Source organism: Streptomyces asiaticus (genome assembly GCF_018138715.1).
Classification (GTDB): Bacteria; Actinomycetota; Actinomycetes; order Streptomycetales; family Streptomycetaceae; genus Streptomyces; species Streptomyces asiaticus.
Map to the genome: position 1 here is coordinate 6,236,403 of NZ_JAGSHX010000006.1, position 19,542 is coordinate 6,255,944.

A 19,542-nucleotide genomic window follows, 5' to 3' on the forward strand; every position below is an offset into this window, starting at 1 on the left:
CGAGCTGCGGCCCCTGGTCAGGCGCACCCCAACTGCCCTGCTGGCCATGTCCCTGCATGGCGGTTCTCGGCACCCTTCTTCAGTCGGCTGCCGGGCGTTGCCTTCGTGACGCTTTGCTCTGGAAGGAATTTCCGCTGCGGCAGGGTTCGAGTCACCTGGCCGAGCTGGTGCTACGTCCCCTCAGGCCGGTGGCATCGTCCAATCAGGGCGGTGTCGGGACGCAGTCGGGACGCAAGGATAGGAACAGACCGGCAATGACGGAGGAGCGCCGACACGGCTCCTCCAGCCTGACCTGCAAAAACGCCAAAAATAAGCGTGGACAGGCAAGGGCCGCCAAGATCCTCGAAGGACTCATAATCCGTCGGCCGTGGGTTCGAGTCCCACCCGCCCCACCAGGGCACTACGCGGGCAGACCCATCCTGACCTGCGCAGACATATGAACGGGAGTCGCCGCGCCGACGCGGGGACTCCCGTTCATCCGTTCAGACGAAGATCCAGGGGACACACAGGGGACACGGGGCCCGTTCAGGGGACAGAGGGGCCTTCACGCCGTCTCCCGGTGCCCCTTCGAGGACCGGCGGGCGGTCCGGGCCGCTGTGGGTGGCAAGCCGGTCGGCAGCGCCCAGCCGTCCAGGCCCGGGGACTCGGACCGGGCGATGGTGAAGCGTGTGAGCGAGAAGCCCGCTCGCTGTTCCTCGGGGTAGCGGTCGTTGAAGTTCTCGACCCGGACCAGCTCCAGGTCGTTTGCGGTGCAGTGATCCCGTATCCACTTCACGGCCGCGTTGGCGGCGTCGTCCTGACCTCGGCCGCTGAGGGTGATCATGCCGAGGAGATCGGAGCCGGGTTGAGTCTGTGCACCAACGGCCCAGGCGTCACCTGACTGCCGTGCGCCGTGGACGAAGAAGACGGCGATGTCGCCCTGCCAGGCCCTTTCGGGGATCGTCAGTGGGGTGCGGACCTGGAAGGGGACGTCGCGGGGGACGACGGCCATGACCGACTCGGCCTCGGCTCGCATCATCTCGGGTAGCACGCTTGTGTAGGTGTCGGAGGTGATCTGGCGCGAGGAGTGCCCCAGCTTCTCCTGGACCACCTTGATGTCGGTCCCGGCGAGGAGGGACAGAGTGGCTGCGAGGTGGCGGAGGTCGTGCAGGCGGGCCGGCGGCAGCCCGGACAGTTCCACGAGACGGGTGAAGCGTCGGGAGATCCAGTCGGGGTGCAGCGCCTCGCCGCTCTCGTGCGTCCACACGCGGCCGGTCTCAACGTAGGCGTCCGCCCACTTCCGGCGCTTCTGCTCCTGCTTCACGCGGAAGCTGGCCAGGTTGTCGCCGGACTCCAAGCTCAGGGACAGGGTGCGAACGCTGTCGGCCTTCGGCGCTTCGCCGTACAGCTCGTAGGCGACCTCCACGATCTGCTGGGAGATCCGCGGCCAGAGGGCATCGATGCTGACCTCCGTCCAGGGCAGTGCGGCCATCTCGCCGCGGCGAGGGCCGAGGAAGATGAAGCTGTGCCACAGCTCGTAGAGCCAGTCGCCCTGAGGTTCCCCCGCTGTACGGGGGTGGCTGACTAGCTGGTCAGGGCGGGTTGACGTGGTGTCAGGTCGACCAACCGACGGCGACGGCAGAGACCGCAGCGATCACTGTCGGGGAGTTCGTTCCGGGGTCTGTTGGCTGGCTTGATTTCGGGTTGGTGGTGGTGCGCCGGGTAAGAGCGACGACAGCGCCGCCGAGGGCAGCGGTCGTCGCGGTGACCAGGCCGCCCCACAGCAGAATGCGTCGCTTGACGTCGTCTGGGGTGGAGTTCGGCTGGCGACGACGACGTATCGCGGCGCGCAGGCGGGCCGTCGTGGAGAACAGGCCTGCTTCGCCAGCAACCAGCAGCGGGGTCCAGGCAGCTGCGAAGACGATGTCGGCGCCGAAGTAGTAAGGGCGGGTCGTCCAGCTCACGGTGAGGAAGAAGCTCAGCGCGAGGAGAAGCCCGCCGAGTGCGGCGATACGGGTGAACAGCGAAGGCTCCTCGACACGCTTCGCCGCCGTGAGCTTGATGCGATCGGTGAAAAACTCGCCGAGGAGTTCGGCCGGCCGTTCAACAAGACGGCGACCGGCGAGTACGTCACCGGCGCCTACCGCCAGCGCTTCACCCTGACATCAGGCAGGTTCGCAATGATCGACGACGGGCTCGGCTTCCAACTCGGGCCCTGGACTGCAGCCCTCGAGGGGAAGCTGGGCCAGCATGTCTCCGGTGTCGCCCGGGCGACGGCGGTGTCGATGGGGGTTTCAGCCGGAAGTGGGGACTGAGCCGATAGCCAATGTCCGGTGTTGGCCCATCCCAGTCGTTGGCGCTTCACGCTGGCAAGGGTCTGCTACTGGGCCCCGCAGCAGACCCTTGCGAACCGCGCCGTTAATCACAAGGCGGGTCAGTGCGCTGAGGATCTCAAGAGAGTCGCTACTACGCTCGTCTTGCTTGGCTACAGCGAACTAGCGCGACACTTCGATCTCTCTGGAAGAGCATGCGATCCGCTGTTGTATGAAGACCGCGTGATGCGGAAACCGCGACATCGCATGCTTTGGCCGTACTCTCGCCTTACAGCCAAAGCATTCTCCACTTCTGCCGACGCTGGCGCGTCACTTCACGGGCACTTTCATTCCGAACAGTTTTTCCGCATTTCGGAACGCAATTTTTTCCTTGCTTTCGCGTGGCAAATCGACTCCCCGGAACCAGTCGGTTTGAGCTTTTATATCTGCAAACGGGTAGTCGGTTGCAAACATCACTCGATCCACACTTATGTACTTCAGCAGGAGATCGAGCAGTTCAGTCTGGGGGAATGCGCTGGTTGTGAACCAGCAATTGTCATGGAAATACTGCTCGAACGGCTTGTCCAGGCTTTTCTCGGTCACTTCGCTCATCTTCTCCAGGATGCGTTTGTAGAAGAACGGAAGGCCCTCTCCCATATGGCCCATGATAATCTGGAGCTTGGGATGCCTGTCGAATACTCCCGAGGTGATCATTCGGACGCACTGAGTAACGACTTCCTGGTGCCATCCATATGCAGAGATGCTGAGAACCTGGTCCTGGTTCTCCTTCTGATATTCCGGCCGCATATTGCTGTAGTAGATTTGGAAAACCTCGTCAGGCGGCAGGCCCGGATGGATGTATATCGGCACATCAAGGGCTTCGGCGCGCGCCAGCAGGGGCTCAAAGTCGGGATGGTCGAGGAATTTCTTCCCGATGATTCCATTGGTCAAAGCGCCGAGGAAGCCATCTTCCCGAACTGTGCGTTCCAGTTCGTCTGCCGAGGCCTCCGGATTCTGCAGAGGCAAGGTTGCAAATGCCTGAAACCGCCCCGGATACTTGGCCATCGGTCCATCGACGAGCAACTTGTTGAGACGATACGCAAAATCGATGCCCTCCTTACCTTTGACATTCTGCACACCTGGCGTATGTGCGGAGAGGATTTGAACGTTGAGCCCCCCCTTATCCATTGCACCGATGCGGCGCGGGCCGAGCTCGGCAAGACCAGTATCCTCGAGGAACAGCCTGTCGTTCAGCACCATCAACTCATGGGTGGAAAAGGTCTCTTCCGTGCCGATGAAGGGCAGGTCCCGGTCCCGCAGTGAAATGTCCGAAGTCTTGTCCGAAGTCTCGTTCTCGTCCGCTGCCGAGACAATGGCATGCGTGGACAAGCCGGCACCAATGCCAAGTGCCGTGGCGGCGGTTAGAATGCCGCGGCGTCCCATGGACTTCATGTCAGTCTCTCCTCAGGTGTTTGTGTGGTGCGGTATCCGTGCGGCATCCGTCTGCGAGATGCTTCAGATCGACCCCTCGTCGTTACCAGGCGCGCCCAGGTGTCCACACACGCCGCGTCCCCCTCTTCGACCTCGGCGCCGGCTACGCCGGTCCCGCCGAAACACTGCCAGCCGAGACCAGGGGTCTTCGCGTCCTGCTCGCGCACCGCGGCAGCGTCGCCCGGCGGCACCGCGTACACGACGGCGTGGTGCGCGATGGCAACGTTCTCCGGTGCGAATTGGGTCCCGGTCAGGAACGCCGTCTTGGTCAGGCCCGGATCGATCATCTGGCACCGGTACCCGTCCGAGCCGCCGCCCTCCGGCGGCGCGGGCGTGTAGGCCTCGGCCATCCTCAGGTCGAGGAACCGCTCGCCGGCGCGCAGCGGCTGTGGTGGAGCTGACGACCCGCCCGCGTGCGCGCTGTGCGGGCCGGCCGCGGCGGGCCCCGCGCTGTTGTCGGCGTGCGACCCGCAGGCGGCGACAGGGAACGCCGTCGCCAGCGCCCTGGTGGCCGCCCCGAATCTCAACCGCCCGGGCCCGGCGCTTTCCCTGACGGCGCTGCGTCGACTGCCATCACTAGCCTCCTACATACGGGTTGCATCGCTTATCTGGATGCCTACTTCCTACCGAGCGAACCTGAGACGACCGTTAAAGAGCTGCTAACGCGATCTGCTGAATCGCCGTGGATCGTTGATGATCAGTTGTGGGAGCTTCTCGAGCCGTTGCTTCCGCCGTGGCCCGGTGAAGGCGCCCGGTCCGCGGCCGGTGCCGGATCGGCAGTGCCTGCAGGGCATCTTGTACGTGCTGCATACCGGGATCGGCTGGGAAGACCTTCCGCAGGAACTCGGCTTCGGGTCGGGCATGACGTGCTGGCGGCGGATCAAGCGGTGGGCCGATGCCGGGGTGTTCGACGATCTGCATAGGATCCTGCTTGCCCAGCTGAACGCGGCAAACGAGATCGACTGGTCCCGGGCGGTGATCGACGGCAGCCACATCGACGCGAAAAAGGGGGTCCCGGAACAGGTCCGTCGCCGGTCAACCGCGCTAAACCGGGTTCCAAGCACCACCTGATCTGCGACGGTAACGGCACCCCGAACTACGTACTCTCCGCCGAGCCTGCCGTGAACGCGGCACCCAGCCAGTCATCCCTCGCCGCAAGGGCCCGGATCAAAGGCCTGGGCAAGCTGCGCTACGTCGTTGAACAGCCCATCGCGCTGCTGCACCAGTTCCGCCGCCTCGCCATCCGCGGGACCTCACGGCCCGACGCCGTCGCCGTGGTCTGCGGCGCCGGCACCAACTGCGTGGGCCGGGCGGCGGACGGCCGGACCGCCCGCTTCCCCGCCCTCGGCCCGATCTCCGGCGACTGGGGCGGCGGTCACGACCTGGCCGAGCACACGCTGCGGCTGGCCGCCCGGGGCGAGGACGGCCGGGGCACCCCGACCGCCCTGTCCGCGGCCGTGGCGGCGCACTTCCGGCGACCCACCGTGGAGGCCGTCAGCATCGCCCTGCACCTGGGCGAGCTGCCGATGACCGCGATCCACGAACTGGCCCCCGTCCTGTTCGAGGTGGCGGCCACCGGCGACCCGGTGGCCGGCGGCCTGATCCGGCGGCAGGCCGGGGAGATCCTGGCCCAGCACCGGGTCGCGGCCGGGCGGCTCGACCTGCTCGCCGCCCCGCACGCCTTGGTGCTGGGCGGCGGGGTTCTGCAGGCCCGTCACCGGCAGCTGCACGATCAGATCGTGGCCGGTGCCCGGGCCCAGGCTCCGCTGGTGGAGATCAGCGTGGTCGAGTCGCCGCCGGTGGTCGGCGCGGCGCTGCTCGCGGTCGACGCCCTCGGCACGGCCGCCGTGGCCGAGCAGCCCATCCGCGCCGCACTGACTATCGGACCCCGGCGGTGAACCACCGGTTCATCGCTTCCGTGAACGACGGCACGTCACCGCCGGCCCACGCGACGATGCCATCCGGCCGGACCAGCACGGCGTCGAAGCCCAGGTCGTTCTCGGCCGGGCCGTTCACGTACCGGACGCGGTCGTGCCAGGGTGCGGCCACGTCCCGCAGGGAACCGGCGAAATCGAGGATCACGCCCTTCCCGTCCGGCAGGAGGTCGGCCAGCGCGGTGCCGTCGGCCAGCCGGAAGGCCGGCGCGTTGCGGCCGACGAGCGGCTGGTCACTGCCGAGGTCGTAGTGCAGGGCCAGCCCGGAGAGCCGGTCGTAGATGTAGGTCGCCACGTCCGGGGTCCGGATCAGCTCCCGAATCACCCCCTGAACCGCCTGCGAGAGCGGGCCCGGCCGCATGATCGCCACCTGGGCGCGGGACCAGTCGAGCATCCGCGCGGCGATCGGGTGCCGCTCCTCGGTGTACGTGTCCAGCAGCCCGGCCGGCGCCTGCCCGTGGACCGTCGCGGCCAGCTTCCAGCCCAGGTTCACTGCGTCGCCGATGCCGAGGTTGAGCATCTGCCCGCCCAGCGGCGAGTAGATGTGCGCGGCGTCCCCGGCCAGCAACACGCGTCCGCGCCGGTACGTCGTCGCCTGCCGCGCCCGGTCGGTGAACGTGGATGCCGCACGCACACCGGTCAGCGTCACGTCGGTGCCGGACACCCGGCGCAGCACCTCCTGCAGGTGCTCGAGCGTCAACGCCTGGGAGCGGTCGAAGGCTCCGCCGTCGAAGTCGTTGATACCGACGTGTCCCTCATGGTAGGTCCGCAGGTACATGCCCTCGGGCGTCAGATTGAACCCAGGGCGCAGCTTCTCCGGGTCGTCCATGGTGACGTGCATGGCGTAGCCGGTGAAGGTCGGATCGGTGCCCTCGAAGCCGAAACCCGCCGCGCCGCGTACGGTGCTGCGCCCGCCGTCGCAGCCGACGACCCAGCGGGCCACGTGCTCGTCCGCGCCGGCCCGGACCACGACATGGTCGTCGTGCGGCTCGACGCCGGAGACCGCGACACCGCGGCGGATGGTGACGCCGAGCTTGGCGGCGCGCTCGCCCAGCACCGACTCGAGCGCCTCGAGACTGGTCACGATGCGTTCCGGGGCCGGGCTGGGCAGCCGGAAGGGCAGCCTGCCGACGTCGATGGCGTCCGGGTCGACCAGGATGCCGGCGAAGTGAAGGCTGCGCGGCAAGAACACATTCTCGCCGTAGCCCGACGCGGTCAGGATCTCGGCCAGCATCCCCCGGCGGTGGAACGCCTCGACCGAACCCGCCGTCAGCGTCCGCACCCCCAGCGGCAACGACTTCCACGCGGCGTCCGAATCCGGTTCCCGCTCCAGCACCTGGACGGTGCAGCCGGCCCGGGCCAGCTCACCGGCAAGGAACAGGCCGACCGGCCCGCCACCAACGATCAACACGTCATCCACGACACAGATCCCCTCATTCGTACGGTGGATCCAGACTCGCGTGAACGCCTGTCACGGGACGCACACGGCGCTCGCACGGGACCGCGCCCCGGCCGGGCCCGGTGAGCGGCGTGTGCGTGTCGCGTGAGAGGTGCGGGCTACGACCCCGGGTCGCCGAGCCGGACCGCGGTGTCCCGGTCCAGCGCCCGACCTTCCGCGTACGCCTCCGCGAACTCCTCCCGGCCCAGCTCGGCCCGCACCTGAGCGGCGAGTTCGCGGATCAGCGGATCGGTGTCGTCGTCGGTTCCACGCAGCCCGGCGGCCGCGCCGAGCAGAACCGCCGACTCCCCCGGCCGTCCGCGCGCGGCGGCCAGCTCCGCCGCGTGCACCGTCACCGCCGACAGGAGCGGCAGGTCCCCGCTCCGCCGGGCCGCCGCGAAGGCCCCGGTCAACGCCGTCGCCGCACCGGCACCGTCGCCCAGGCGCAGGCACAGGCCGGCCCGGGCACATCCGGCCAGCGCGCGCACCAGGTCACCGGGGGTCGCCGTCACGCCGGACAGTCCCGGCGGCACGGCGTCGAGCAGCTCCGCCGCCCGGGACAGCTCGCCGCGCCGGACCCGGATGCCGGCCTCGCGCACGTCGAGCACGGCCAGCGTCCAGCTCGACGCCACCCGCACGGCTCGGTCCCGGGCCGCCTCGATGGTCGCGATGGCCCGGTCGGTGTCGCCACTGCGCAGATGCAGCTCGATCCACCGCAGGTCGACGTCCATCCGATCGCCCAGCGTCGGCGATCCGAAGTTCGCAGCCAGTGACCGGGACTCGCGCAGGTCGGCCAGCGCGCCGTCGAGGTCGTCGTACAGACGCAGCTGCGCCCGCAACGACAACGCGCAGGCCTGGCTCCACCGGTCGCCCGCCCACCGGAAGCAGTCCAAGGCCACTTCCACATCGCTGCGCATCTGACCGATCCGGCTGACGTTCTCGAGAAACTGCGCGCGTAGCAGGTAGGCGTAGCCGGACAGCCATACGTCGTCGCCGGCGGTCAGCTCCTCGACGACCGCCGTCACCGCCTTCTCGTCGCGGAGGAAGGCCAGCGGCAGCAGAACCAGCGCGGCTTGCGGGCCCGGCACCGCGGGGCCGGCGAGCAGCCGGTCGCTCAGCTCACGGATCGCCCGGTGCTCCTCGCCGGCCGGCGCGCCCGGCACCCGTGACCAGATGCCGGCCTGGCTGAACAGGTGGACAACGAGGGCGCGGTCGCGGCCGGGGGCCGGCCCGCCCGGCGTCGCCAGCGCCTCGCCCAGCCAGTACGTGGCGTCGGAGCGCCGGCCGGACATCTGCCAGTACCAGCTCAGCGCCAGAGCCAGCCCGACCGCGCCGGTGCTGTCGCCGGTCGCGCAGAGGTGGCGCAGGGCGGCCTGCAGGTTGTCGTACTCGGCCCCGATGGCCTCCATGGCCGCCAGCTGACCAGGGCCGCGCAAGCCCGGGTCCTGGCCGGCGACCAGCTCAGCGAAATGGCCGGCGGCCCGGTCGCGGACGGCGTCGAGGTCGCCGCCGGCCGCGAGGCGCCCGGCGCCGTACTCGCGGATGGTATCCAGCATGCGATAGCGGCCCGGTGCCGGTCCCAGTTGCAGCAACGACCGGTCGACGAGGCCCGCGAGCAGGCCGGGGACGGCACCGGCCGGTATCGACGAGCCGGCGCACACCGCCGTGGCCGAGGCACGGGTGACGCCGCCGGGCAGCACCGAGATCCGCTCGGCCAGTGTGCGCTCGTCCTCGGTCAGCAGGTCCCAGCTCCACGCGATGACCGCGCTCAGCGAGTGATGCCGGGGCAGCGCGGTGCGGTTGCCGGTGGTGAGCAACCGGAACCGGTCGGTCAGCCCGTCGGCCAGCTCCGGCAGGGAGAGGGTACGCAGCCGCGCGGCGGCCAGTTCGAGCGCCAGCGGCATCCCGTCCAGGTCGCACACCACCCGCCGGATGTCCGGCCAGGTGGCCGGGTCGACGTCGAATCCCGGTCGTACCGCGGCCGCGCGCTCGGTGAACAGGCGCACCGACGGCACCGCCCGGGCCCGGCCCATGTCGAGGTCACCGGTCGGCAGCGCGAGCGGACCCAGCGGCACCAGGGCCTCCCCGTCGACCGCCAGCGGTTCGCGGCTCGTCGCCACCACCCGCAGCCCGGAGCAGCGGGTCAGCAGGGCCGTGAGCAGGTGGGAGGCGGCATCGACGAGGTGCTCGCAGTTGTCGACGACCAGCAGGATCTCCCGGCCGCCGAGCTGGTCGACGAGGACGTCGACGTCGTCGGCACCGCGATGCTCGCGGCGGTCGAGCAGGGTCCCGGACCGCGATCCGATGCCCGCGAGCACCGTCGCGCCGATCTTGGCCGGTTCGGCGATCGAGGCGAGATCGATCAGCCACGCACCGTCGCGGTAGTCCCGCTGGTGGCGGCGGGCGGCCTCGACGGCGAGGCGGGTCTTGCCGGCGCCACCGGGACCGAGCACGGTGATCAGGCGGCCGGTCCGCAGGCGCGCGGCGATCCGGGCGAGCTCGTCGTCGCGGCCGATGAAACTGGTCAGCGGCGCCGGCAGATTGCCCGGTCCGAGCCGTTCGGCCGGGGTGGCCGGCACCGGGCCGGACGGCTGCGCGCGGAGCAGTCGCAGGTGACGGTCACGCAGCATGGAACCGGGGTCGGCGCCCAACGCCTCGGCCAGGGTGCCGCGGAAGCGCTCGTACACGGCCAAGGCCTCGGCCGTGCGGCCCTGGGCGGCGAACGCGTCCATGAGCAGCGCGACCGCCCGCTCGTGGACCGGTTGCCCGGCCAGCAGGGCGGTCAGGCGGGCGGCGGCCGCGCCGGCGTGCCCGACCGCGATCTCGGCCTCGGCCAGATCGGTGACGGCGTCCACCGACGCATGGGCCAGCCCGGCCGCCACCGCCGGGGCCACCGCGGCCAGCAGCGCCGGCTCGGCACCGGGACGGAGCCCGGGCAGCGTGACCGCCGCACCCAGCACGTCCACTGCGGCCCGCGGGTCGCCGGCGTGCAGGGACTCGCGGCCAGCGGCGGCCTGCCGTTCGAACCGCAGCACGTCGACGTCGGCGTCCCGGACGGCCAGCCGGTACCCGTCGGCCACCTGCGTGACCGCGTCGGCCGAGCCGAGGACCTTCCGCAGCCGCCACACCAGCGTCTGCAGAGCGTGCACGGGCTCGGCCGGCGGCTCGGCGCCCCAGATCGCCTCGACCAGGACGCCGGCGCCGACGGTCCGGCCGCCGGCCAGCGCCAGCCGGGCGGCCAGGCACCGCAACCGCGCACCGGGAACGCTCAGGGCCTCGCCACCACGGGAGACCGCGAACCCGCTCAGAAGGTCGACGCGCAGCCGCGCAGCCTCGTCCATCCCTCGATTATCCCGCGCGACCGCCCGCGTCCCCCAACCGAGTGCCCGGGCGGCCGGGAACTACTGGTCGGCGAACAGCGGAGCGGCGGCGCGCCAGTCGGAGAGACGCCGCTCGTAGACCCCGCTGATGAACTCCACCCCGCCGGTGCCGAAGATGATCCGCGCCGGTGGCTCGGCCGCGTCGACCACCCGGAGCAGAGCCTGGGCGGCGACCTTCGGGTCTTCCGCCGGGCGGTCCGCGTGGCCGGCGGCCTGCTCGCGCAGCGGGTCGTAGGCCGACGGCCCACTGACGCTCCCTGACCGACCTGCCCGAAAGGGCTCGAGACCTGTGGACAAAGTGGAAGAGCTGGGCAGACAGTGAGGATGTCAGTGGCCTTCCTCCGCTCCTTCACCCACGGTCACGCCCTCCAACTGCACGCGGTGCACCGTAGGTTCCTCGGCGCACTGGCCACGCACACCCCGCTGCTGCCCGGCACCAGCGAGAAGGCGTTCATCGACGTCGACTCCACCGACAAACGCGTCTACGGCCGCACCAAGCAGGGCGCCGAGTACGGCCGGTTCAAGGGCATCCGCACCCTGCACCCCCTGCTCGCCACGATCTGCACCCCCACCTCCCGGCCGGTGATCGCCACCGTGCGGATGCGCCGCGGCAAAGCAGCCGACTCCCGGGGCGCCCCGAAATTCGTCAGCGAGGCCCTGGCCGCCGCCCACGAGGCCGGCTGCACCGGCCTGCGCATCCTGTGCGCCGACTCCCAGTTCTACAACGCCGGTGTCATCGCCGCCTGCCGCCGGGCCGGCGCCCACTTCTCGATCACCTGCGGCATGAACCCCTCCGTCAAACGCGCCAGGCGCCGACGAAGACATCACAACAACTCACGCCGTATTCCCTGAAGGACCCGGAGCTGACCGGCATGACCCGCCCGCAACTCAGCGACCTCATCGACACACTGACTCCCTCGATGGAACTTCAACGCGAGCACGTGCTGCGCGCGCGCCGCGGTCGCGAACGCCTGGTGGCCCCCGGCACAGGTGCCAAAGCCAAACTCACCCCAGCCGAGCGAGTCCTGGTCACCGTGCTCCACCTGCGCAAGATCGCCCCCATGGACCTCCTCGCCCAACTCTTCGGCGTCACCGCCCCAACCATCAGCCGCGCGAGCCAGGAAGTCCGCCCCCTCCTGGAAGCGCACGACCACCCCATCAGCGCCTCCACCGCTCGCTTTCGCACACCATCCGACATCGCGACGTTCCTTAACCACAGCAAGATCAAGAAAGCATGTTAAAGATCTGCACGCCCTTAAGCCTGGTCTCAGGTTGATCGGGGACGATGAGCGGCAAAAGCATCGACTGGAAGGGGGCGGGCCGGCGTGCGGATCATGATCGCGGATGATGAAGCGGCCATCCGTGAGTCGCTGGAGCGGGTGCTCCAGGTCGAGGGTTACGACACCAGCACCGTCGCCAATGGTTTCGCCGTGCTTGACGGGGTCGTGGGGGTCGGTGGCGACGGGTTGGATCTGCTGATCCTCGACGTGATGATGCCTCGTCTCGGCGGGTTGGAGACCTGTCGGCGGTTGCGGGCCGCGGGTCGGGATCTGCCGGTGTTGATGCTGACCGCCCGTGACCAGGTCTCCGACCGGGTCACCGGGCTGGACGCGGGCGCCGACGACTACCTGCCCAAGCCGTTCGCCACCGAGGAGTTGCTGGCCCGGGTGCGGGCCCTGCTGCGTCGGCGCACGCCGACCGGCGAGGAGTCGCAGATCCTGTCGTTCGCCGACGTCCGGCTCGATCCGGACAGGTTCGAGGCGTGGCGGGGCGGGCGGCCGCTGCGCCTGACCCGGACCGAGTTCTCCCTCTTACAGGTCCTCATGGGCAACGCGACCCGGGTCTTGACCCGCGACGCGCTGTTCGAGGCGATCTGGGGCTTCGACATGAGCGCCACCGCCAACAACCTCCAGGTGTACGTGAGTTACCTGCGCCGCAAGATGGAGGCCGAGGGTGAGCCGCGATTGATTCACACGTTGCGCGGTCTGGGATACGTGCTGCGGGAGACTCCTCCGTGAGCAGGCACGCGGGACGGGAACCGCGCCGGCTGACCCGATGGTGGCGTCGGCGGTCCCTGCGGGCCAGGCTGACGGTGATCGCGGCGACGGCCATCGCGCTGAGCGTGTTCGTGGCCTTCCAGGTGGCCAGCCAGCTACTGGGCTGGGAGCTGCAGGACAGTGCCGAGAATCAGCTGCGCGCCGACTCCCGCGTCCTGGCGAGGAACGCGGAGCGCGCCGGTCTGGCGCAGCTCCAGCTACCGCCGTATCCGGGATCCGGTCGGCTGGTGCGGGTCATCCTGCCCGACGGCAAGACCCGGACGCCGGCCGGCCAACCCGCGCTGCCCCCGGTCAGCGATGACGCCGAGCGCGTGGCGCAGGGCGCGTCGGCCGACCTGATGGAGTCGAGGGACAGCGACGAGGACGGCTACGTCATCTACACCCTGCGGGCGGGCGACGGCGCGGTCCAGGTGGCCCACGTCGCCGACGACAGCCCGATCAACCAGTTCGGGTTCGGCATGCTGCTGATCGGGCTGCTCTGCGTGGCCGGCGGCGCCCTTGTGGGGCGGGGCGTGGCGCGGACCGGGCTGGCGCCGATCGACCGGCTGACCGCCGCCGCGGTACGTGTCGCGCACACCCGGGATCTCGACGCGGGCATCCCGGATGAGGGCGGTGGGGAGATCCGGCGGCTGATTCAGTCGATCAACGACATGCTCGCCGCGCTCCGGGATTCCCGGCGGGCCCAGCGGCTGCTCGCCGAGGATGCCGCCCACGAGCTCAAGACCCCGCTCACCAGCCTGCGCCTCAACGTCGAGCTGCTGATCCGGCTCGATCGGCGCGGCACCCTGGACAGCGCACTGCCGGCGGAGAGCCGGACCCGGCTGCTCAACGATCTCGGCGCCCAGGTGGCCGAGTTGAGCACCCTTGCCGCCGAGCTGACCGACCTGGCGCGCGGTGACGTCAGCGACGAGAGCACCGAGCTGCTCGACCTCGCCGACGTGGTGGTGGCCGCCGCGACCCGGGCGCGTTCCCACGTGCCCGACATCGAGTTCGCGCTCGAGGTGACCTCCGTGTGGGTGAGCGGGCGTCCCGCTGCGCTCCAGCGGGCGGTGCTCAACCTCATCGACAACGCCGGCAAGTGGTCCCCCGCGGACCAGCCGGTTCAGGTCCGGCTCCGTGCCGAGGGCGCGTCGGCGGTGCTCGAGGTCGACGACGCCGGGCCGGGCATCGACGCCGCCGACGTACCGCGGGTGTTCGACCGTTTCTACCGTGCCGACAGCGCCCGGGCGTTGCCGGGATCCGGTCTGGGGCTGTCGATCGTGCAGCGGGTCGTCGACGCCCACGGCGGCCGGGCCACCGTCGCCCGCTCCGCACGCGGTGGCGCGCTGCTTCGGGTCGACCTTCCGGCCGCGGTGCGCTGACCCGCCCCGGCCGCACGGCGCAGGACCAAAGGGCGGCGGCCGTCGGGCAATGGCCCGCGCGGCTCACCGTCGGGGCAGGAGACCGCGGTGCGCCGACCCCGGCCCTGGCCGCGTGGCGCAGGACAAGGGGCGGCGGCTGTCGGGCAGTGGCCCCGCGCGGCTCACCGTCGGGGCAGGAGACCGCGGTGCGCCGACCTCAGCCCCGGCCGCACGGCGCGGGACAAGCGGTCCACCACGGGGTAGGACACGGCGGTGCGCCGGCCCCGGCGCGTGGCGCAGGACCAAAGGGCGGCGGCTGTCGGGCAGTGGCCCGCGCGGCTCACCGTCGGGGCAGGACACCGCGGTGCGCCGGCCCCGGCCCCGGGCGCGTGGCGCAGGACCATAGGGCGGCGGCCGTGGGGCCCATGAGAAAAATCCGGGACGGGCCTGGGGCCCCGTCCCGGATTTCGTCCGTGCCGCCGCGTTCACCGTTGCAGCGCGGGCTCCTCGTGGTCGCCGAGCGGCTGTTGACCGTCCGGCAGCTCCGCCGCTGGGCGGGACAGCCGGCTCGGCCACCAGATCCGCCGGCCGATCAGCAGGGTGAGGGCGGGCACCAGGACCGACCGCACCAGCAGGGCGTCGAGCAGCACGCCGAAGGCGACCAGGAACCCGACCTCGACTAGCATTACCAGCGGAAGTGTGGCGAGGACCGCGAATGTGGCCGCCAGGACCAGGCCTGCCGAGGTGATGACGCCACCGGTGGCCGAGAGGGCTTTGAGCATGCCTTCTCTGGTGCCGAGACGCGCGGTCTCCTCCCGGGCCCGGCTGGCCAGGAAGATGTTGTAGTCGACGCCGAGCGCCACCAGGAACAGGAATGCCATCACCGGCGCCGAAGAGTCGATGCCCTTGAACCCGAGGATCGTGTCGAAGACGAACACGCTGCCGCCGAAGGCTGCGGCGAATGAGACGATCACGGTGGCCATCAGGACCAGCGGGGCCACGATCGCGCGCAGCAGCAGCCCGAGGATGATCAGGACGACGGCGAGCACCAGCGGGATCACCAGCTTCTCGTCGCGGCTGGTGGTCACCTCGGTGTCGAGGTTCTCCGCACTCGGCCCGCCGACGATCGCCTCCGCCCCGCGCACCGCGTGCACGGCGGTGCGCACCCGCTTGATCGTGTCGTACTCTGCGGCGGTGTCCGGCGCGTCCGTCGGGAACACGGAGATGTTGGCCCAGCCGCGGCTGGTCTGCTCCGGGATGGCCAGGGCCACACCGCGAGTGTCCTTGACGATGTCGAGCACCCGCTCCTGGTGCGCCGGCCGCGTGAAGATCGTCATCGGCTGGCCGCCGAGCTCCGGAAAGTGCTGGCGGAGAACGGTGAAGCCGGTGACCGACTCCGGTGCGGACTGGAACTGGTCCTGCTCCCGCAGGGCGCCGGTGTTGCCCGCCAGCCCGATGGCGAGCACGCCGAGGACTCCGAGCGAGCCGAGTGCCGCCACCCACCGGCGGCGGCTGATGGCGGTGCCGAGCCGTCCCCACAGCCCCGGCTTCTCCTCCACGGCCGTGCTGAACCGCGGGATGGCCGGCCAGAAGATCCGCCTGCCGAGCACCACGAGCACCGCCGGGAACAGCGTCAGCATGGCCACCAGCGCGCACAGGATGCCGGCCGCACCGATCGGGCCCAACCCGCTGGTGCTGTTCAGGTCCGCGACGAGCAGGCAGAGCAGGCCGGCGACCACGGTGGCCGCGGACGCGATGATGGCGGGCGCCGCGCTGCGTAGCGCGTGGACCATCGCGACCCGGACGTTCTCATGGTGGTGCAGTGCCTCCCGATACCGGGCGATGAGCAACAGCGCGTAGTCCGTGCCGACGCCGAATACCAGGATCGTCAGCAGCGCCGAGTTCTGGTCGTTGACCACGATGCCGAAGCCCTTGACGAGCAGGTAGACGGTCGCCATCGAGGTCAGTGCGGCCGCGCCAACGGCCATCAGCGGGATGATCCACAACACCGGGCTGCGGTAGGTGAGGATGAGCAGGAGCGTGACGACGACGATGGTGGTGAGGAGGACCTGCACGTCGATGCCGTCGAAGACGGCGTCCATGTCGCCGTCGATCGCGCCCGGGCCGGTCACGTCGAGTTCCAGGCCGGCGGGGCGGTCCTTCGTGGCGTCACGTAACGGGCCGACGAGGGCCTCCGGTTCGCCGTAGGCCGTGCTCACCTCGAGGGAGAACATCATCGCCTTGCCGTCGGTGGAGCGTTTGGTCGGTGAGCCCTCGTCGTCCTCGCCGGCCGCCGCCGTCGCCTTCGGCGGGTACCGCTTGGCGAGGGTGTTGTAGTGGCGCTCGACCGTCGCGCGGTCGGCGTCGGTCATGCCGCCGGCGCGGTGGTACACGAAGACGAACGTGTTGCTGTCACCGTCGGGGAGACTGTCCTCCAGCGCCGCCACCTTGGTGGACTCGGCACTGGCCGGCAGGGTGTCCACGGCGCTGTCGGTGGTGACCGAGCTCAACTTTCCACTCAGCGGCACCATGCCCGCCGCCAGCACCAACCACAAGCCAATCACCAACCACGGCACCCACCGGCCTGCCAACCGACCGGCCGGCGCTTCGCCGGACGGTGCTGTGTTGACTGCCATCACTAGCCTCCTACATACGGGTTGCATCGCTTATCTGGATGCCTACTTCATACGGAGCGAACCTGAGACGACGGTTAATGCGGTGCTCAGGCCGGTTGGCCGGACCAGGTGCCCAGCGCACGCACCAGCGTGGTGGCGACGAGGTCCTGCCCGGTAGGCAAGGCCCAGGCGACACAGCCGTCGGGCCGGATCAGCAACGCGTCGACGTCCACCCTGTCCGTGCGGGCGGTGACGGTGTTGACCCGTCCGGTCCACGCGGCCGCGGCGTCGCGGACCTCCGCGCGGTCGACGAGCTCGAGCAGGAGCCCACGCCCCTTTACGCAGCAGGTCCGCCGACCGGGTCACCGCGGTGACGACGTCCGGGCCGGGCCGCTCCAGCGTCAACTTCATGTCCGGGCACAGGGTGCCGACGAGCTCAGCCTCGCCGCAGCGGCACTCAGCGCCGCGCAGCTGATCTGGAACTACCCGCAACTGTCTGCCCAGCATCGGGCAGCCGCCGTTCGCTACGCCACGGTACGACGCCAGCTCGACATCATGCTGGCTGACAGGGACCGCCTCACCGACGACAACGTGAACGCCGTCTCGGCGACATGGGAAGACATCGAGAAAGCCGCCCCGGCCCTGTCCCGCCCTGTCCGGCGCCGGGCCAGGCGCGAGATCGCCGACCGCATCGCCCGTCGCCCCACTACGCAGATCACTCCGGCTGGCCGGCCACGGACAGGCGCCTGACCCGCCCACACCCCGGCCGGGCGAAAGCAGGGCGGCAGTGAAGGCCGGTCCGCCTGGCGGCGATAGACGCTAGCGGGATGGAGCCTCTGCGCGTTGGAAGGCCAATCCGCTGCGAGTGACCTCTGCACCCGTTCGCGAGCTGGCGCGACCGGCTCCGCGTGCGCCGAGACTGTTCATCCGGGGCGGTGTCGGGACGCAGTCGGGACGCAAGGATAGGAACAGACCAACAAAGACGAAGGGGCGCCGACACTGCTCACCCCTTCTGACCTGGGAAAGCGCCAAAAATGAGCGTGGACAGGCAAGGGCCGCCAAGATCCTCGAAAGACTCATAATCCGTCGGCCGTGGGTTCGAGTCCCACCCGCCCCACCAGGGCACTACGCGGGCAGACCCATTCTGGCCCGCGACGACATAGGAACGGGAGTCGCCGCGCTCATGCGGTGACTCCCGTTCATCCGTTCAGCCCAAGAATTCGGCGCGGGGACGCTTCGGCACGCTTCAGCACTCGGCTTCTTCCGCCGTGATCAACTCTCGCTGGGCGGTCTGTGCGACGCGGGCGAGGAGGGTGCGCAACTGCTCGGCGTCCTGGTCGCCGAGGTCGGTGAGGAGGCGGGCCTCAGCGGCGGCGAGGCCGCGGCGCACCTGCTTGAGCCGGGTGCGTCCGGTGTCGGCGAGCAGGACCTGGCGTACGCGGCGGTCGCGCGGGTCGGGCCTGCGCGTGATCAGTTCGTGCGCTTCGAGGTCGTCGAGGAGGTACGTCATCACCGTGCGGTCCAGGCTGACCTCCTTCGCCAGCGCGAGCTGCGAGGGCGGCTCGCCACTCGCCAGGGCGACCAGCACGAGGTAACCGCGCGCGCCTCCGGGGAGGTCGGCGACGGAGTCGGTGGCGACTCGGCGGAACGCGGCGCCGACCAGGCGGATCGCCCATCCCAGATCGGTGTCCAGGGCCAGGTCACCGCCCTCGCGGCGGGGCTTCTTGGTCTCGTCGTCGGGTGCGCTCACCCGCGTAACCTAGCATGGACGTGCTAGGTGACAGATGTTCTTGTGGACAGATCATCTGCCGTGGCGGTGCCACTCGCGTCCACCGTCGCGGGAGATCCATAGCCCTTCGCCCTTCACCAGGCCGTACGTCGCCGTCGTCGCGTCCGCGATGCCGTAGAGCGTCGTGCCGTCGACGGTCAACGACGTGAACGCCGCCGGTGTCTTCACTTCGTGGAAGGCGTTGTCGGCACGGTCGTCGGCGAGCCAGTAGCGGCCGCCCTCCTCGCCGACGAGCAGCCGCCCGTCCGCGAGCGACTCCATGACCAGGGACTCCGGGCCGCGCTTCAGGTCCTGCCAGGGGATTCCGCCGGTGAGGACCGTCCGCCAGTGCTCGCCGCGGTCCGTCGTCAGCAACAGGCCGCGCACGCGCTCGCCCCGGGTGAGGGACAGCGCCGCGGTGCCACCCCGCGCGGCGAGGACGCCTCCCGTGTACGGCTTCGGGACGGCTCTGGAGCCGAGGGTGTGACCGTCGCGCTGCCATACGACGCGGTTGGGGGCGTCGGTCAGGGGCTGGTCCAGGCTCCAGGCCGTGCCCCGTTCGTCGACGGCGAAGCGGATGGCGTAGTCCGGCGCTCCGGCCGGTGGCGCCACGGTGCGGGTGGCGGGGCGGTAGACGAGGGTCGGCTCCAGTTCGGCGAGCAGGACGTCGCCGGGGCGGGTGCGCATCGGGGTCTCGGTGATGACGGCCTTGTGCCGCTTGCCGCGTACGTCGAGGGCGTACGCTCCCTCGGCTCCCTCGCCCGGCGGCACCCGCACGAAGCCGCCGCGCACCCCCTTGAACGCGGGCGGCGCGTCCTCCGCGTCCGCGTGTTCCGCGTGCTCGGCGACCGTATCGCCGTCGGGGCCGACGATGCGCCAGGCGGTGGCGGCCGGCCCCTCGTCGTCCTCGACGTTGCTCGCCTCGTACGCCAGGAGCAGTGAGCCGTCGTCCGCGCGGGCCACATCGGTGGGTGCCCCGGCCGCCTCGATGACATCGGCCGGGCGCGGCTGAGGGTCCTCGATGACGCGTCTGTACGTCGCCTCGCGGTCCCCGGAGTCCCCGTCACCGGAGCCGCCGGAGCCGCCCGCGCCGCCCGAGCCGCCCGGGCCGCAGGCGGTCAGCGCCAGCGCCGCACTCGCCGCGGTCGCCATGAGTCCGGCCGTCCGCCTCCCGCGTCTCCCCAGCCACATCATCGCCACATCCTCACACGGCTCAACTCCTTTGCGG

General features: G+C 70.4%; 14 protein-coding genes and 3 pseudogenes. 6 read left to right on the top strand and 11 right to left on the bottom strand.

Annotated features, from left to right (window positions below):
* Positions 1–544: 544 nt before the first annotated feature.
* Both KHP12_RS34250 and KHP12_RS51515 read right to left on the bottom strand, forming a co-directional pair.
* Positions 545–1,471 carry a tyrosine-type recombinase/integrase gene (locus KHP12_RS34250; protein ID WP_211834027.1) on the bottom strand — a complete coding sequence of 309 codons (927 nt, stop codon included), beginning with the start codon at positions 1,469–1,471 and terminating at the stop codon, positions 545–547.
* Between the two features lie 121 nt (positions 1,472–1,592).
* The gene (locus KHP12_RS51515; protein WP_246648762.1) at positions 1,593–1,943 is read right to left on the bottom strand and encodes a hypothetical protein; all 351 of its coding nucleotides are present in this window, start codon (positions 1,941–1,943) and stop codon (positions 1,593–1,595) included.
* 51 nt (positions 1,944–1,994) lie between these two features.
* Between KHP12_RS51515 and KHP12_RS53500 the strand changes: the two are divergent.
* Positions 1,995–2,294, top strand: a pseudogene (locus KHP12_RS53500) (DUF3363 domain-containing protein); the annotation flags it as partial.
* 327 nt (positions 2,295–2,621) lie between these two features.
* On the opposite strand, the gene KHP12_RS34260 reads toward KHP12_RS53500, so the two are convergent.
* Positions 2,622–3,743, bottom strand: coding sequence for an amidohydrolase family protein (locus tag KHP12_RS34260; RefSeq protein WP_211834028.1), 1,122 nt, complete (start codon positions 3,741–3,743; stop codon positions 2,622–2,624).
* A complete protein-coding gene (locus tag KHP12_RS34265; protein ID WP_211834029.1) occupies positions 3,740–4,132 on the bottom strand; it encodes a hypothetical protein in 393 nt (130 codons plus the stop codon). Before KHP12_RS34265 ends, KHP12_RS34260 begins: the two co-directional genes overlap by 4 nt.
* A 336-nt stretch (positions 4,133–4,468) precedes the next feature.
* Between KHP12_RS34265 and KHP12_RS53505 the strand changes: the two are divergent.
* A pseudogene (locus KHP12_RS53505) lies at positions 4,469–5,680 on the top strand (IS5 family transposase).
* On the opposite strand, the gene KHP12_RS34280 reads toward KHP12_RS53505, so the two are convergent.
* The 3 genes from KHP12_RS34280 to KHP12_RS34290 form a co-directional block, all read right to left on the bottom strand.
* Entirely contained in the window at positions 5,661–7,136 is a 1,476-nt protein-coding gene (locus tag KHP12_RS34280) for an FAD-dependent oxidoreductase (RefSeq protein WP_086880172.1), read from the bottom strand. The pseudogene KHP12_RS53505 and the gene KHP12_RS34280 sit on opposite strands and share 20 nt — an antisense overlap.
* A 137-nt stretch (positions 7,137–7,273) precedes the next feature.
* On the bottom strand, positions 7,274–10,495 hold the full coding sequence (locus KHP12_RS34285) for an ATP-binding protein (RefSeq protein WP_086880173.1): 3,222 nt from the start codon (positions 10,493–10,495) through the stop codon (positions 7,274–7,276).
* Positions 10,496–10,555: 60 nt separating this feature from the next.
* A complete protein-coding gene (locus tag KHP12_RS34290) occupies positions 10,556–10,831 on the bottom strand; it encodes an SDR family oxidoreductase (RefSeq protein WP_211834031.1) in 276 nt (91 codons plus the stop codon).
* Between the two features lie 27 nt (positions 10,832–10,858).
* Here KHP12_RS34290 and KHP12_RS34295 point away from each other — a divergent pair, with 27 nt between their 5' ends.
* The 4 genes and pseudogenes from KHP12_RS34295 (at position 10,859) to KHP12_RS34310 (ending at position 13,952) form a co-directional block, all read left to right on the top strand.
* On the top strand, positions 10,859–11,386 hold the full coding sequence (locus KHP12_RS34295) for a transposase (protein WP_211834032.1): 528 nt from the start codon (positions 10,859–10,861) through the stop codon (positions 11,384–11,386).
* A pseudogene (locus KHP12_RS34300) lies at positions 11,335–11,775 on the top strand (helix-turn-helix domain-containing protein); the annotation flags it as partial. The gene KHP12_RS34295 and the pseudogene KHP12_RS34300, both read left to right, overlap by 52 nt.
* An 84-nt stretch (positions 11,776–11,859) precedes the next feature.
* Positions 11,860–12,552: a response regulator transcription factor gene (locus KHP12_RS34305; RefSeq protein WP_086880176.1), complete on the top strand. Its 693-nt coding sequence runs from the start codon at positions 11,860–11,862 to the stop codon at positions 12,550–12,552.
* Positions 12,549–13,952, top strand: a complete 1,404-nt coding sequence (locus KHP12_RS34310; RefSeq protein ID WP_086880177.1) for a HAMP domain-containing sensor histidine kinase — start codon at positions 12,549–12,551, stop codon at positions 13,950–13,952. Before KHP12_RS34305 ends, KHP12_RS34310 begins: the two co-directional genes overlap by 4 nt.
* 464 nt (positions 13,953–14,416) lie before the next feature.
* Here the strand turns inward: KHP12_RS34310 and KHP12_RS34315 are convergent, their stop codons facing one another.
* From KHP12_RS34315 to KHP12_RS34330, 4 genes are all read right to left on the bottom strand, one after another.
* The gene (locus tag KHP12_RS34315; RefSeq protein ID WP_211834035.1) at positions 14,417–16,567 is read right to left on the bottom strand and encodes an MMPL family transporter; all 2,151 of its coding nucleotides are present in this window, start codon (positions 16,565–16,567) and stop codon (positions 14,417–14,419) included.
* A gap of 86 nt (positions 16,568–16,653) precedes the next feature.
* Positions 16,654–16,869: an aromatic-ring hydroxylase C-terminal domain-containing protein gene (locus KHP12_RS53510; protein ID WP_372455319.1), complete on the bottom strand. Its 216-nt coding sequence runs from the start codon at positions 16,867–16,869 to the stop codon at positions 16,654–16,656.
* A 923-nt stretch (positions 16,870–17,792) separates the two neighbouring features.
* Positions 17,793–18,296, bottom strand: coding sequence for a MarR family winged helix-turn-helix transcriptional regulator (locus KHP12_RS34325; protein ID WP_308289524.1), 504 nt, complete (start codon positions 18,294–18,296; stop codon positions 17,793–17,795).
* A gap of 51 nt (positions 18,297–18,347) precedes the next feature.
* On the bottom strand, positions 18,348–19,466 hold the full coding sequence (locus KHP12_RS34330; RefSeq protein ID WP_246648767.1) for a hypothetical protein: 1,119 nt from the start codon (positions 19,464–19,466) through the stop codon (positions 18,348–18,350).
* Between the last annotated feature and the right edge of the window lie 76 nt (positions 19,467–19,542).